General features: G+C 41.7%; 11 protein-coding genes and 1 tRNA gene. 7 read left to right on the plus strand and 5 right to left on the minus strand.

Annotation, left to right across the window (positions count from 1 at the left end):
* Positions 1 to 180: 180 nt before the first annotated feature.
* Complete coding sequence (gene gshA, locus V7K98_RS25450) at positions 181 to 1,320, minus strand: glutamate--cysteine ligase (RefSeq protein WP_335026977.1); 1,140 nt, start codon at positions 1,318 to 1,320, stop codon at positions 181 to 183.
* Positions 1,321 to 2,228: 908 nt separating this feature from the next.
* On the opposite strand from gshA, the gene V7K98_RS25455 reads away from it, so the two are divergent.
* Positions 2,229 to 4,946 (plus strand): zinc-dependent metalloprotease, encoded by a 2,718-nt coding sequence (locus V7K98_RS25455; protein ID WP_335026979.1) that lies wholly within the window; start codon positions 2,229 to 2,231, stop codon positions 4,944 to 4,946.
* Between the two features lie 104 nt (positions 4,947 to 5,050).
* Here the strand turns inward: V7K98_RS25455 and V7K98_RS25460 are convergent, their stop codons facing one another.
* On the minus strand, positions 5,051 to 5,938 hold the full coding sequence (locus tag V7K98_RS25460; RefSeq protein WP_335026981.1) for an alpha/beta fold hydrolase: 888 nt from the start codon (positions 5,936 to 5,938) through the stop codon (positions 5,051 to 5,053).
* A gap of 359 nt (positions 5,939 to 6,297) precedes the next feature.
* Here V7K98_RS25460 and V7K98_RS25465 point away from each other — a divergent pair, with 359 nt between their 5' ends.
* A complete protein-coding gene (locus V7K98_RS25465; protein ID WP_335026983.1) occupies positions 6,298 to 7,989 on the plus strand; it encodes a metallophosphoesterase family protein in 1,692 nt (563 codons plus the stop codon).
* 182 nt (positions 7,990 to 8,171) lie between these two features.
* On the opposite strand, the gene V7K98_RS25470 is transcribed toward V7K98_RS25465, so the two are convergent.
* Positions 8,172 to 9,104 carry a serine hydrolase gene (locus V7K98_RS25470; protein ID WP_335026985.1) on the minus strand — a complete coding sequence of 311 codons (933 nt, stop codon included), beginning with the start codon at positions 9,102 to 9,104 and terminating at the stop codon, positions 8,172 to 8,174.
* Positions 9,105 to 9,113: 9 nt separating this feature from the next.
* On the opposite strand from V7K98_RS25470, the gene V7K98_RS25475 reads away from it, so the two are divergent.
* Positions 9,114 to 9,818 carry a C40 family peptidase gene (locus V7K98_RS25475; protein ID WP_335026987.1) on the plus strand — a complete coding sequence of 235 codons (705 nt, stop codon included), beginning with the start codon at positions 9,114 to 9,116 and terminating at the stop codon, positions 9,816 to 9,818.
* 14 nt (positions 9,819 to 9,832) lie between these two features.
* Complete coding sequence (locus tag V7K98_RS25480) at positions 9,833 to 10,846, plus strand: glycosyltransferase family 2 protein (protein WP_335026989.1); 1,014 nt, start codon at positions 9,833 to 9,835, stop codon at positions 10,844 to 10,846.
* 11 nt (positions 10,847 to 10,857) lie between these two features.
* On the opposite strand, the gene V7K98_RS25485 is transcribed toward V7K98_RS25480, so the two are convergent.
* Positions 10,858 to 11,010, minus strand: coding sequence for a hypothetical protein (locus tag V7K98_RS25485; protein ID WP_335026991.1), 153 nt, complete (start codon positions 11,008 to 11,010; stop codon positions 10,858 to 10,860).
* Between the two features lie 122 nt (positions 11,011 to 11,132).
* Here V7K98_RS25485 and V7K98_RS25490 point away from each other — a divergent pair, with 122 nt between their 5' ends.
* The gene (locus V7K98_RS25490; RefSeq protein WP_335026993.1) at positions 11,133 to 12,386 is read left to right on the plus strand and encodes an MFS transporter; all 1,254 of its coding nucleotides are present in this window, start codon (positions 11,133 to 11,135) and stop codon (positions 12,384 to 12,386) included.
* Between the two features lie 31 nt (positions 12,387 to 12,417).
* On the opposite strand, the gene V7K98_RS25495 is transcribed toward V7K98_RS25490, so the two are convergent.
* A tRNA-Arg gene (locus tag V7K98_RS25495) sits at positions 12,418 to 12,491 on the minus strand.
* A 34-nt stretch (positions 12,492 to 12,525) separates the two neighbouring features.
* Between V7K98_RS25495 and moaC the strand changes: the two genes are divergently transcribed.
* Positions 12,526 to 13,035 (plus strand): cyclic pyranopterin monophosphate synthase MoaC, encoded by a 510-nt coding sequence (moaC, locus tag V7K98_RS25500; protein ID WP_335026995.1) that lies wholly within the window; start codon positions 12,526 to 12,528, stop codon positions 13,033 to 13,035.
* A gap of 346 nt (positions 13,036 to 13,381) precedes the next feature.
* The gene (locus tag V7K98_RS25505; RefSeq protein WP_335026997.1) at positions 13,382 to 14,470 is read left to right on the plus strand and encodes a HoxN/HupN/NixA family nickel/cobalt transporter; all 1,089 of its coding nucleotides are present in this window, start codon (positions 13,382 to 13,384) and stop codon (positions 14,468 to 14,470) included.
* Positions 14,471 to 14,566: the final 96 nt, after the last annotated feature.

Consider the following 14,566-nt stretch of genomic DNA (forward strand, 5'->3'; position numbering starts at 1 on the left):
GTTGCAAGTAAGTGAGATCCAAAATGTAGGACTCACGCATCATTTCTGCTCCCTGCCTCTTCAATTAAGGGATTTCCAAGGGATAAATTATCCCAAGAAACGAACCACAGAGACGCAGAGAACGCAGAGATTAAGAGGATTTTTGCCTCAGTTTTGGAATATTTTTTTATTTGGAAGTCCCTAAGCTAGCAATGACGAACACAATTTGTCTTCGAGTTCGATTTCGCGCTCTTGGGTGGCGAGAATAGCCTGAGTGACGACGCACTGGCTATCAAAGCCAACTGTATGTAATTGCAACCACTGTTGAGCTTCATTGCCTTCGCGGAGAATTTTGTGCAATGGAGAAAGGAAACAGCTAAAACCCCGTTGTTTTGCGATCGCCCAAACATCTTGGTACATTTCCGAAATCCAATCTCTGGCTAGAATGGTTCTACCATCTTGCCAATGTCTCAAAGGAGCATCAAGACTAGCAGCAGCCGCCGCCGCTTCGTTTTCAGTAGTGAGGGTGATGAGTTCTTCACCAGAAAAGGTACTTTGGGTTAACGGATCGATGCTGGGATTTTCGATGATTTGCAACAAACGCGCTTCTAATAAGGCAGTAATGGCTAGCAGGGCAATGGGATCTGTCACTAAATCACAAATTCGCAATTCTAGCCGATTTAGATCGTAAGGACGGCGATCGCCATTTGGCCGCACTGATGTCCACAAATGCCGCACGTTTTGCATAGTTCCGGCAACGAGTTGATCTTCCACCCACTGAATATGATCGGCATGGCTGGCAAATAACGGCACGTGGTTAGGTGTTTGCGGAAATAGTCCCCATCGGGTGGAGTGATAACCAGTAGTTTTGCCATCAAGGAAAGGAGATGAGGCGCTGAGGGCAAGAAATAAAGGCGCTTCCATCCGAATGACTCTACATGCCCGCATTAATACTTCTGGATCGCTGATGCCTATATTGATGTGAACGCTGGCGGTGACTACTTTTGTGCCGTAGGTGTTCTCAATATAATCATGATAAGAATTTGCTGGATCGGAACGTAAGAAGCGATCGCTACCACCCAAAGATAAAGTACTTCCCGGTATCAAGGTGTAATCGCCCAAGCGATTCAGGTAGTTTCGCAACTCTCGCCGGGGACGCAGCAACGCACACAATAAATTCTCGTAATTGTGCAATGGTTGGGTTATGTATTCGACGTTGCGGCTATCTGGCTCCCGCATAAACCCATCCAAAGCTGCAACAATTTTGTCGGAGAGACCGACGATTTCACCTTGAGGCGTGCCAGTATACATCTCAATCTCAAAGCCTTTCAATAAGACCACCTTGTTCTCCTCGGCTCTCTCTACATACAAATTGTATCCAATTAGACGCATTTTTAGCATCTATCTTTCAGCCAATCAAAGGTTAAGAATCATTTTATTACCAATTCAACCTAAATCAGGATGACAGATTTCTCAGATGTTCTCCGAAAAATTATCAAACTTTTGAGGGTGGGTTCAACTCAAGTAAATACGCCTGGGCAATAGACAGCAGGATTTAATTGAGAAGAAGGAATTAACCATATAAGTAGAACGGCGTAAATAATTAAAGGTTTGTAGTGAGGACTTTAGTCCTCAAATTAGGGCTGAAGCCCTGACTACAAACTAATCTCAAGATTTTTTACATTACTTAATCTAGTTTGATTTATTCTCGCCTACTTACTTAACAGAACAGTTCACATTAGTATAAGCTTCCAAAATTCATGTCCAAAATTTATCACCAAATCAAGGGTTTAAATCCCCGACTCCAACTGTCTTTAATTTTGAAGTAATGAGTAATAAGTAATGGGTATTTACTCATTACTTATTACTCATTTAATTAACTGCTTAGTAACAGCCTACTTAAAAGTCTCACTCTTTGTTTATAAAACATGGTTGATATTACCTTTGGATTGCAAATGTAGCACTAAATACATTTTTAATACAATATTTGGTTTTTAATACATATACAAGCAAAAAATACATATATCTTTAGTTGGATAAAATATCTATCTTCCAACATAAATGTTTAGTGGAAAATTCCTAAAGAGCCACAACGAATCACTAGCCACAAGACTTTTAGGCTATAGACATTGTTTGTCTATCTGAGTGGATTTATACCATAATCCCTAGATATTTGCAGGGCTTGCAGATAAACAATGAATCCCCTTTTTTCCTCAACACGAGAAATGCTTCAGGTGGAAAGCCAAAGGATGAAATACTGGATCGGGAAATTAGCAATATTTATAATATTACTGTATAGTTTATTTCTACCAATTGATTACGCAGGAGCAAATCAACTTTCAAATGTTGATGTGCAGCAAGTAAATGCAGTTCCAGTAGTTGAAAACTTAATAAATACTGACAATGATCTTGCTCAAACTAGAAAGAAAGATTTTTGTCGGTTGAATGACATTGTTAAAGAGATAGATAAACTAGAAGGACTTTTCAGAGTTTATTGCACTAATGATTCGGGAAAAATTTACTTAGAAATTAAACCAGAGCAGCTAAATAAAGACTATCTAGCTATAGTTACATTGGAATCAGGTATTGGGGAAAGTGGGATTTATAGTGGATTACCTCTTTCTGATTTTATTTTTTACTTCCAACGAGTAAACAATAGATTGCATTTTGTTGTACGGAATGTGAAATTCCGTGCAGAAAGTAAACCAGAACAGCGATCGCTTGCTCGTTCATTTAGCGATTCAGTTCTTTATTCACTTGAAATAGCCAATATTGATCCACAGAATGAAAATATTCTGATTAACCTAAATGAAATGTTAATGCAGGATTTTCCGGGATTAACTACCATTTTGAAATATTCTTTGCAGGCTGATTACCACTGGGATGCACACAAGTCATATTTTGGTGATGTTAACAGCTTTCCAGAAAATATAGAAATTGATTCTATTTACGGTTTTTCAGCATTAGAAGGAGCAAATTTAGTCACCGTACCCGATAGTAGGGCACTCAGTCTGAAGGTACACTACAGTTTTTCTCAGCTTAGAGAAAACAATGCTTATATTCCCAGACTTGCTGATGATAGAGTGGGATATTTTATTACTGCTTTTCAAGATTTCTCCAATAATAATCCTCACGAATCATTTACCCGTTATATTAATCGTTGGCATCTAGAACCATCCGATCCTAATGCCCCTTTATCTCCACCCAAAAAGCCAATTGTGTATTGGATTGAAAATGCTGTACCACTGGAGTACCGCGATGCAATTCGTGAAGGCGTTTTGATGTGGAATAAAGCATTTGAAAAAGCCGGATTTCAAAATGCTATTGAAGTGCAACAAATGCCAGATGATGCTGATTGGCAACCCGCAGATGTACATTACAATACTATTCGCTGGTTCAATTCTTTGGATGCAGGTTTTGCCAGAGGGCCGATGCGCGTCAACCCATTCACCGGCGAAATATTGGATGCAGATATTATTGTAGATGCCAAAATGGTGCGTTTAATTCAGGAAGAATATCACGCATTAATGGAAGTAAATTCATCTTTGGCAGGCAAAAATCCATGTCAAACCCTTTCGGGAAGCCAAAAACCAAGAGCGAATAATTATCTGCCCTCAGACTCTGAGTTCTGCTATGGTATGGAGTCTTCAAATCAAGCTGCAATGGGGGCGCTGGCGTTGTCAATTTTGCCAAATACTACATCTAGTAGTGAAACGATGAAAGAGTATGTACATCAATATTTGCGTTCTCTCATCGCTCACGAAGTTGGGCACACTCTTGGTTTGCGCCATAACTTTCACGGCAGTACTATGTTAGCGCCTGAAGAATTAAATAACACTGAAATTACTCACACCAAAGGTTTAGTTGGTTCGGTGATGGACTATCTGCCTGTGAATATAGCACCACAGGGAGTACAGCAAGGTGATTATTTTCCAGGAATTATTGGGCCTTATGACGAATGGGCAATTGAGTATGGTTATAAAACAAGCCCATCAGCAGCAATTGAAGGAATCATTCCAGAATCCGAAAAAAGTTTTTTAGAGCAGATTGCACTAGCGTCACCTCAACCAGAATTATCTTATGCAAGTGATGAGGATATCTGGGACATTAATCCTTTGGCAAATGTCTGGGATATGAGTAGTGATATACTACTTTATTCACAGTGGCAAATGGATAATGCCCGCATTATGTGGCAACGCCTTGATAAGGGTTATTTATTGAAAGGAGAAAGCTATAGTAACCTGCGTGTCTCATTCAATAGAGTGTTTAAATATTATTTTCAAAACGCCACTTTGCTTTCTAAATACATTGGTGGACAATCGTTTGTGCGTCTCCACCCTAGTGATAATGCTTCTTGGACATTTGTACCAGTTTCACTTTTAAAACAACGTCAGGCATTGACAAAGCTACAAAAATATGTGTTTGCTGAGGATGCGTTTAGTTTTTCACCACAATTGCTTAATCAATTAGCGCCATCACGTTGGGAACACTGGGGTAGTTCTATACCTAGTAATCGTCTTGATTATCCAATTCACGAAAATATTTTGAACTTGCAAGGTGCGGTGTTGCGATCGCTATTACACACCGAACGCCTGAATCGTTTACAAGACATAGAATTAAAAACTCTGCCTGGGGAAGCACTTTCTATCCCAGAACTGTTTGACACCCTGCAAACAGGAATCTGGACAGAAGTTTTAACCCCAGGAGAACCAAAGCCAATTTCTAGCATCCGCCGTTCACTGCAACGGGAATATTTGAATATTTTGCTAGAGATGATGTTGGGTAATACTGATACACCTGAAGATGGGCGGACATTGGCTTGGTATGAATTGCGTCAATTGCAAAAAGCTATTGATGTTAGAGTCAAACAACTTAGTGATAGTCTTGATATTTACACCTTAGCTCACTTAGAAGCTTCTGGCGATCGCATCACCAAAGCATTAAATGCACAGTTGCTTTCTAAATAGACATTGGGAATTGGGAATTGGGCATTGGGCATTGGGCATTGGTTATTATTTCCCCTTCCCCTGCCCCATGCCCCATGCCCAATGCCCCATGCCCCAATCCCCAGTTACCCAAGATATCGTTGCAATAGGCCAATTAAAATTTCTGGCATTTCTAAATGAGGTAATATTCCTGCATCTGCGATCGCATAAAATTCTCGAATTGCTCTTGGATTTAAGTTGGCCAAACGTTGTCCTAGTTTGATGTTGGTAAATTGTGCTTTTTCTCCCCAAAACATCACTGTGGGAATTGTCAGTTGCTGAATATATAAACTCAGATCGAAGTAAAGATCGCCACGTAAAAATGCCAAGGCGGAAAATTTGGCATTAGGCTGTTGTGCAGAGGTTAAGTAAGCATCCACCATTTCTTGAGATACTCGTTGTGACTTGGCAAACAGAAAACTTTGTAAAAAATTTCTGACTGCAATTTCATTTTCAGCACCAAGGATATAAATAAAATTGTCCAACAGAGGCGCATTGATTACTGAAAGTGGAAGTCTGCGCCCAGCACCTTGCCCAAAATCATCAAATCCAGAAGGAGACACTAAAAACAGGGCTTTAAATAAATTGGGTTGAACAATAGCTAGGCGGATAGCAAAAGCGGCTGTTAGGGATGAGGCTACCACCGTCACTGGCTGGCGACACGTTTCGATGATAAACTCTGCGATCGTACTGAGATAATCTCTAATTTTATAATCCCGCACAGGATGAGCCGATTCTCCCCAGCCGATTAAATCGGGGGCTAAAATCTGGTAATTAGAGGCAAAAGCGGGGTAAACTTTAGACCATTCATAAGCAGATGCCCCACCACCAAAGTTATGAAGAAACAGTAGTGGAGGTAAATCTTCAGCATCAGCGTTCGCCCAAGGTGCATTCGTTTGGGTATAGTAAACCATTGCGCCTAATGATGTATGGATAAGTTTATGTCCAAAGCCAGAAGGTTGAAACTGAAGCATAAAATTAAAGAGTTTAGTTTAAGACGATGTTTGAAAAGATGCGAAAACCCTTTTCAATTCTCTTCCCTTTGTGTCCTTTGCGTCCTTTGCGGTTCGTTTTTTTATCCTCTGGAGTAAGTTACAATCCCGGATGTAAATTAAACTTGCACATTTGGGATGCTCCCCAAATTTAAGCAATAAAAATAGCCAGCTTTCAATAAACTAATAATAAAATTGCGTTCAGTCATAGACACCCTATAAAATTTGGTATATTACTCATGCTCAGACACTTACATAGCCGTAAAATTTTCTTAGTGGCTATACTTGCGCTTGTTATATGCTTTACTCTGGTAAGCGTGCGTTCATTTGGGCAAACAATTATGACATCAGCACCCCAACTACTCACCGATCCATTTTTACAACTACCAACTGAAACCTCAGTGCGAGTAGTTTGGTTTACTGAGTTTGCTGGTGTTAATCACACAGTAACCTACGGTGAAAATCTCAAACTAACTGCTAAAGCAAATACTACCAAACTCAGCCGCACTCGTGAAGACCAGCAATCAAGAGTTGCCAACCAAACCAAAGACGGCGAAGTTTATCAAAAACCCGTGCAGCGAGATATTTGGCGACATGAAGCTGAGGTAACTGGGTTAACTCCTGATGTGCGGGTAAACTATCGTGTTACCAGTGTGCGAGAAGATAGGGAAAATGTTAGCAGTGGTGTTTTTAGCCTCGCAGCGACTCCTAAACCAGATACACCACTAAAAATTTTACTTACCTCAGATCATCAATTAAAGCCGATGACAGCAGCAAATCTGCAAAAGGTGGTAGAAACGGTTGGACAAGTAGATGGAGTCTGGTTTGCTGGTGATTTGGTCAATGTTAGCGATCGCGCCTCAGAATGGTTTGATGATAATGGTGGTGGTGCGTTGTTTCCCGGTTTACAAGGTCGTGCTAAATATAACATGACGCACGACGGTGTTAACACAACCTACACTGGTGGACAAATAATTCAAAATGCACCCATGTTTACTTGCATTGGTAATCATGAGGTGATGGGGCGATTTGCGAGAGTGGGAAGTTTAGATGGGGAATTTGATGATACAATCCCTCGTGCCGTTGCTCAAAAAATATATCGGGACAAATCTTTAATAGATAACTCTTTTAATACTAACACCTACGAAGAGATTTTTTCTTTACCAAAAAGTAAAGAGGGTGGAAAAAGGTATTATGCAGTCAGTTTTGGTAATGTGCGTTTGGTGGTACTATACGCTACGAATATGTGGCGAACTCCCAACTTGGATAAAAAGTATAGGGGTAGATATCAGGAAGCTGAAAAGGATTTCAATAATTCTGAAAACTGGGGTTATGGACAGGTTATTTATGAGCCAATTGCTAAAGGCAGCAAGCAGTATAATTGGCTAGAAGCAGAACTAAACAGCCCTGAGTTTAAACAAGCAAAATACAAAGTTGTGATGTTCCATCATCCACCCCATACTCTTGGTGATAATATAGTTCCTGCTTATACAGAACCTGTTCAAATAATTGAACGGGATGGAGATAATATCAAAGCTGTGCGTTATGAATACCCCAAAGATGCAGATTATATTATCCACGATGTTGTGCCTTTGTTAGAGGCGGCTAATGTGCAATTAGTATTTTATGGGCATTCTCATTTATGGAACCGTTTTGTTAGTTCCAGTGGAATGCACTTTCTAGAAACATCTAATGTGGGCAATACTTACGGTGCTGCTTGGGGCGACAGAAAGCGAGAAGTGCCAACTGGATATCAAGAGGATTATGTTAAGCTTGGCGATCCTAATGGTTTAAAACCGATAGTACCAACAATTGCCCCTTTGCTGGGCGAAGATGGTAAGCCGATGCCTTATGTTTCGAGTAATGATATTACAGTTTTTAGTATTTTTGATACGGGGACAGGTACGATAAGTAGTTATCGTTTTGATACTCGCAAGCCTGATTCAGAAGTAGTGAAGTTTGATGAATTTAAGTTGAAAAATAGGAACTTCAGATCCCCGACTTCTTCAAGAAGTCGGGGATCTTTTTCTTAGCGAATGATTTAGGATTGCTACAGACCAATACGGTTCAGTTAAGGCTAAAACTCTTTATCAAAGTTAATTTTTTAACGAACCGCAGAGGCGCAGAGAAGCCAGTGCGTTGGGCGGGTTCCCCGACTTGTAGCAACTGGCGCGACGCAGAGAGAAGAAATAAATGCTTAATTCATGATATTGGATTATAAACTGCTAATTGCTTCGGCAACTAACTTAGAAACAAAGGGCAAAATATCCCGACTCTTAGCTTGGGCTTTACCTTCAGTAAATACCACTAAGAGATAAGGACGCTGTTCTGGTAACTCAATATACGCAGCATCATGGCGCACTTGACTTGTCCAACCTGCTTTTGACCAAATTTGAGCATTTTGAGGTAATCCACCGCCTAAGAAACCTGTTACTTGATTTTCCTCGCTGTCAGAGGACAAATCGTTGAGAGGACGTTTCAGTAAAGCCATCATTGCTTGCGATCGCACACTGGAAACCGCCACCCCACCTACAATACTATGGAGTAACCTAGCGATCGCATTTGTGGTCAACATATTGCGATTTTCTAGCAACTCTCCCACAAAAGCCCGTTCGCGTCCATAAGGGCCATCACCCCACGTTTTTTGACAGACGTTAATCGTCTCCATTTCTTCCCAACCCAAAGATTGGTAATAGCGGTTAATGATATTACGCTGATATTTCCAAGTTTCAAAGGGCCCAATTGGTAATTCTGTCCCCGATGTAGTACCACTTAAAATATCCACAACCAAGCTGGTAGCATCGTTACTAGAATCGATAATCATATCCCGCAAAGCGCGTTCCAACTCCTTGGAGGTTTGACTCATGCCTTTTTCTAGCCATTCATTTACCGCCACTAGGTAAAACAGCTTGACTACACTGGCGGGATAAATCCGTTCAACACCACGATAAGTAAAACCACGGACTGGATGTTCCCAAAAAGCCTTGGGAGTCAGTGCCCCACCAGTATTTACTAGCACTGGTGGATCGTAAACAACCCAAGTTAAGGCAATTTGATTCCTGGCTAAAGTCGGAAATGCTGCCCAAGTTGCATCTAAAATGCCATTACCAATATTTTCGAGTTGTTCGTCTTTATTAAAAAAAATCATTCTCGAATAATGTCCTTTAATCTAAAATCCGAAGTCCAAAACCCAAAATCAGGGGAGTATCAGTGTATCGCTGACCTTAATTTATATGATTCTCCTGAATGTACACGTTTATCAACTCAATCTTCATCTGGAAGACATTTATGGGTAACATCAAATCATCAAAATTTAGCAGTTGGGGTGTATTTGTGTGAAGATGACTATCCGGGATGGGTATCGCTTTCAGATTTTGATTCATTACAACCTGCTACTGTACCTTATCAGGCTGCAACATTTTCTGAATCTCAGATTCAAAAACTGCTAGCAGAGGTTATTGTTTTTACTCAAAAAGCAATGCAACAATCCAATTATTACCTTTGGGGTGGTACGGTTAGCCCAAATTATGACTGTTCTGGGTTGATGCAGGCGGCGTTTGCTTCGGTGGGTATTTGGCTACCTAGAGATGCCTATCAACAGGAAGAATTTACCAAACCAATTACTATTGCGGAATTAGTAGCCGGGGATCTGGTATTTTTTGGAACTAGTCAAAAAGCAACCCATGTCGGGCTTTATTTAGCAGATGGTTATTACGTCCACAGTTCTGGGAAGGATGAGGGACGGGATGGGATTGGGATTGATATTCTCTCGGAACAGGGAGATGCTGTTAGTCAGTCGTATTATCAGCAGCTACGAGGGGCTGGGAGAATTTTTAAGAGTTACGAACCACAGAGACGCTGAGGGCGCTGAGGCTTATGAGGAGTGGGTTGATCGATCAAGGGTTGAGTGAGGAGAATGGGGCAATTTCAGCAATTGTCCCAGATGTTTCGGTGGTGCTGCCAATACATGATGAGGTGGAAAGTTTGCCGCTTTTATTAGAAGCGATCGCATCTACTTTATCTTCTAGTCAAATAAATTATGAAATCATCTGTGTGGATGATGGTTCTACGGATGGTTCCGGGGATTTTCTGAAAAAAGAGGCGCAAATTCGCACTGATTTAAAGGCGGTGATTTTGCGGCGTAACTACGGACAAACTGCGGCGATGGCTGCTGGGTTTCATTATGCAGTGGGGAAAGCGATCGTTACTTTAGATGCCGATCTCCAGAACGATCCGGCTGATATCCCTATGTTATTAGCAAAGCTAGATGAAGGTTACGATTTGGTGAGTGGTTGGCGGCAAAATCGCCAAGATGGTGCTGTAAATCGGTTACTTCCTTCCAAAATTGCCAACTGGCTAATTCGCCGTACTACTAGCGTGAATATTCATGATTATGGTTGTTCGCTGAAAGCTTATCGTGCAGAACTGTTGGCAGATATGAACCTCTACGGCGAACTCCACCGATTTTTACCCGCTTTGGCGTACATCGAAGGAGCTAGAATTACTGAAGTACCTGTGCGTCATCATGCCCGTCGCTTTGGCCGGAGTAAGTATGGGATTTGGCGGACATTCCGGGTGTTGATGGATTTGTTAACCATTCTGTTTATGAAAAGATTCCTCACCCGTCCAATGCACGTATTTGGGCTGTTGGGCTTAATTTCAATGCTTTCGGGGGCTGCGATCGGAATTTACTTAACTTTCGTCAAATTAGCTTTAGGTGAAATGATTGGCAATCGCCCGTTGCTGAGTTTAGCAGTTCTGCTGCTAGTAACAGGAGTGCAGTTATTTTGCTTCGGTCTTTTAGCAGAATTACTCATGCGTACATACCATGAATCCCAAGGGCGGCCAATCTATCGCGTGCGAGAAGTAGTAGCAAAAAATGTTAAGTAACGTAACAATAGTCATTGGGGATTGGGGATTGGGCATTGGGCATTGGGCATTGGGGAAAGAATTCTTATAACTCCCAATACTGCTCGGTTAAGAATATTTGTAGGTTGGGTTGAGGCAATGCGAAACCCAACAAACCCCGAAAAATGTTGGGTTTCGTTCCTCAACCCAACCTACGCATTTTTATTTTTTAGGCAAAACCTACGCAGTATTGTTATAACTCCTAACTCCTAACTCCTAATTCCCAACTCCTAACTATTGACAAAAAACCAATTAAATTGCATCTACCTTGAAAGCATTTAATACTTTTGATACCGAACTGCGGCAAAACCTGCTGGTTTTATTTACGGCAGGTTTATTATTCTGGTCGAGTTTGTCTTCGCTCTTACCAACCTTACCGCTTTACATCAATGATGTGGGCGCAAGTAAGCAAGAAATTGGGATTGTAATGGGTAGTTTCGCCATTGGGTTATTGCTATCTCGCCCGACGCTGGGACGGTTAGCCGATAAACGCGATCGCAAAATTGTCTTGTTGATTGGTACGATAGTCGCCGCGATCGCACCATTTGGTTATTTGGCAACCCAATCAATCGGACTATTAATCTTGGTGCGGATTTTTCACGGTATTAGTGTTGCCGCTTTTACCACTGGCTACAGTGCCTTAATCGCAGATTTAGCCCCCGCCGAAACTCGTGGCGAAATCATTGGTTACATGACTCTCGCAACTCCCCTTGGTTTAGCAATTGGCCCCGCCTTGGGAGGATATTTAGAAGCTACAAGTGGTTACGGGATATTATTTCTCTTCTCTGCCGAATTGGGTTTTGTCGCCCTCTTGGGAATTGTCCAAGTCATGAATCCGCCAGTGCAAAGACAGGAACAAACTCAGGGGGATAATCGCAACTTTTGGCAAATTTTGAGCAGTCCCCAGGTGAGAGTACCCACCATAGTTATGTTGCTAGCCGGCTTGTCTGTCGGTGCTGTACATACTTTTGTCTCATTGTTCCTCAAATCCAGTCAGGTAGACTTCAACGGCGGACTGTTTTTTACAGCTGCGGCAATTTCTAGTTTTAGTATCAGGGTATTTGCTGGTAAGGCAAGCGATCGCTTTGGTCGTGGTTTATTTATCACCTTTGGTATTTTTTGTTACGTTTTAGCTTTAATCTTGCTATGGCAGGCTCACAGCCCGATGGTTTTCTTACTGGCTGCGATCGCTGAAGGTGCTGGTGGTGGTACACTCATTTCCATGATGATTACATTGATGGCAGACCGCTCACTGCCGCAAGAACGGGGGCAAGTTTTTGGTCTATGCGTAGCTGGGCTTGACCTGGGAATTGCGATCGCTGCTCCTCTTCTGGGTATCATCGCGGAACTTGTGGGCTACCGCGATATGTTTGGCTACGGTGCTGCAATCACTTCTCTAGCACTGATAATCTTCCTCACCCAGTCGAGCAAAGATTTATCCAACTCCCTACGCTTTGCACTAGGTCTAGCCTCAGATGCTTATGCCTTGAAAAACTTAAAAGTTAGGAGTGAGGAACTTTAATTCATCACTCCTAACTTTCAACTTCAAAATACGGGCGAGGAGGGATTCGAACCCCCGACACCGTGGTCCGTAGCCACGTGCTCTAGTCCACTGAGCTACACACCCTCACTGACAATTCATATTAACACGTTCTAACTAAATGACGCAAGATAATTTTCCATCTAATTTTGCCAGCTTAACCCATCTAGATCAACACGGGCAGGCACAAATGGTAGATGTGACGGGTAAAGCACCCACCATCCGCCAAGCAGTAGCTGCCGCCAATGTGCGAATGTTGTCAACAACCTTCGCTGCAATTCAAGCCGGAAATGTCCCAAAAGGGGATGTGTTAGCAACTGCAAGATTGGCGGGGATTATGGCAGCCAAGCAAACAGCCGCTTTAATTCCTTTGTGTCATCCATTGCCTTTGCAAAAAATCGCGGTTGAAATTATACCCGATCCGCAACTGCCTGGTTATCAAATTCAAGCCACAGTTAAAACCAAAGCTGAAACTGGTGTAGAGATGGAAGCCTTAACTGCCGTTTCTGTGGCTGCCCTGACTTTATACGATATGGCGAAAGCTTTAGAGAAGTCGATTCAAATTGAATCGATTCGTTTAATCAGCAAGAGTGGCGGTAAATCAGGAGATTATTATTTGCCAGAGCAGTAGCCTAATAAGTAACCATGCAGAATTAATTACAGTCATTGCGAGCGAAGCGTTACCGGAGCATCTCCAACTGAAAGACCACTTTTTAAGGGGGTTGGGGAATCTATTGTGCGTAAATCCTAAATAAATAAAAATGGGATTTTCTGACTGGGCTGAATAGCCACACTCTTGACATAACTTTGCAATACTTCTGTCATTTATATAGGTTTTACTAAACCTTACATGGATGTCAACATAAGTAATTTTCATGAATGAAACCGAAATAGCTGGCTCAGTATGTTGGTACAGCTCATACAGAGTCTCATTCATTTTTCATCTTGTCGAAATATGCCTTTATGAGGAGTGATAAATGCTATCCAGATTTTCGCGTGTTTTCAACGATAGTTCCAGAAACGTTAGACGTAAAGTTATCAACATTTATGCGTTTCTGATTAGCGTGAATATTTTGATCTGGGTAGTTGCTCTAATTACATTCCACAGCTACCCCCTTCTGCTTGGGACTGCCGTATTAGCTTATAGCTTTGGTTTACGTCATGCTGTCGATGCCGATCACATCGCTGCGATCGACAATGTTACCCGTAAATTGATGCAGGAGAACAAACGACCCGTTGCTGTTGGATTCTTTTTCTCTCTAGGTCATTCCACCGTTGTAATTGCCGCCTCTGTTGCGATCGCCTTAACCACTGCAACCATCCATAACGACTTTCCCAATTTAGAAAAGCTTGGAGGGTTAATCAGCAGTACCGTTTCTGCACTTTTCCTACTAGCAATTGCAGCAATCAATATGGTGGTGCTATGGGATGTTTATAAGACTTTCCAAACCGTCAAGCGGGGAGGAATCTACGACGAGCAATCCTTAGATGAATTTCTAAACCAACGTGGGTTACTCGGTCGCATTTTCCGTCCTTTGTTTCGGTTGATAGATAGTAGCTGGCAAATGTTTCCTTTAGGTTTCCTTTTTGGTTTAGGCTTCGACACGGCGACAGAGGTAGCACTGCTGGGGATTTCTGCGAATCAAGCAGCTAAAGGTCTGCCTATCTGGTCAATCCTCATATTTCCAGCTTTGTTCACCGCAGGGATGTCCCTGATTGACACCACTGATGGTATTTTAATGCTTGGTGCTTATGGCTGGGCTTACATCAAACCAATTCGCAAGCTTTACTACAACATGACCATCACCTTTGTTTCTGTACTAGTTGCTGTGGTTATTGGTGGAATTGAAGCTCTGAATATTATTGGCGATCAGTTACAACTGAAAAGTCCGTTTTGGGATTTCATTAGTAAACTAGGTGATAATTTTGGCACAATTGGTTACTTAATCATTGCCATTTTTATATTCAGTTGGTTACTTTCGACCATCATCTACAAAGTCAATAAGTATGATGATTTAGAAGTCACTAGTGGTACAACTACTAAAGAGGGGAGAAATAGGCATTGAGGCTAGATGCACGACATCAATGCCCCAAAAACCTTAGAATAAGTAGGGTGTATTTAAATCTGTAACAAATATTTATACTTATCAATACCTCCTCGT

Origin of the sequence: Nostoc sp., from assembly GCF_036917435.1 — a bacterium.
Taxonomy (GTDB): Bacteria; Cyanobacteriota; Cyanobacteriia; order Cyanobacteriales; family Nostocaceae; genus Nostoc.

Coding starts and splice junctions, on each gene's coding strand:
- V7K98_RS25470 (WP_335026985.1), bottom strand. CDS start 9,104: ATGATTTTTTTTAATAAAGACGAACAACTCGAAAATATTGGTAATGGC.
- V7K98_RS25505 (WP_335026997.1), top strand. CDS start 13,382: ATGCTATCCAGATTTTCGCGTGTTTTCAACGATAGTTCCAGAAACGTT.
- moaC (WP_335026995.1), top strand. CDS start 12,526: ATGACGCAAGATAATTTTCCATCTAATTTTGCCAGCTTAACCCATCTA.
- V7K98_RS25455 (WP_335026979.1), top strand. CDS start 2,229: ATGAAATACTGGATCGGGAAATTAGCAATATTTATAATATTACTGTAT.
- V7K98_RS25475 (WP_335026987.1), top strand. CDS start 9,114: ATGTCCTTTAATCTAAAATCCGAAGTCCAAAACCCAAAATCAGGGGAG.
- V7K98_RS25465 (WP_335026983.1), top strand. CDS start 6,298: ATGACATCAGCACCCCAACTACTCACCGATCCATTTTTACAACTACCA.
- V7K98_RS25460 (WP_335026981.1), bottom strand. CDS start 5,938: ATGCTTCAGTTTCAACCTTCTGGCTTTGGACATAAACTTATCCATACA.
- V7K98_RS25480 (WP_335026989.1), top strand. CDS start 9,833: ATGAGGAGTGGGTTGATCGATCAAGGGTTGAGTGAGGAGAATGGGGCA.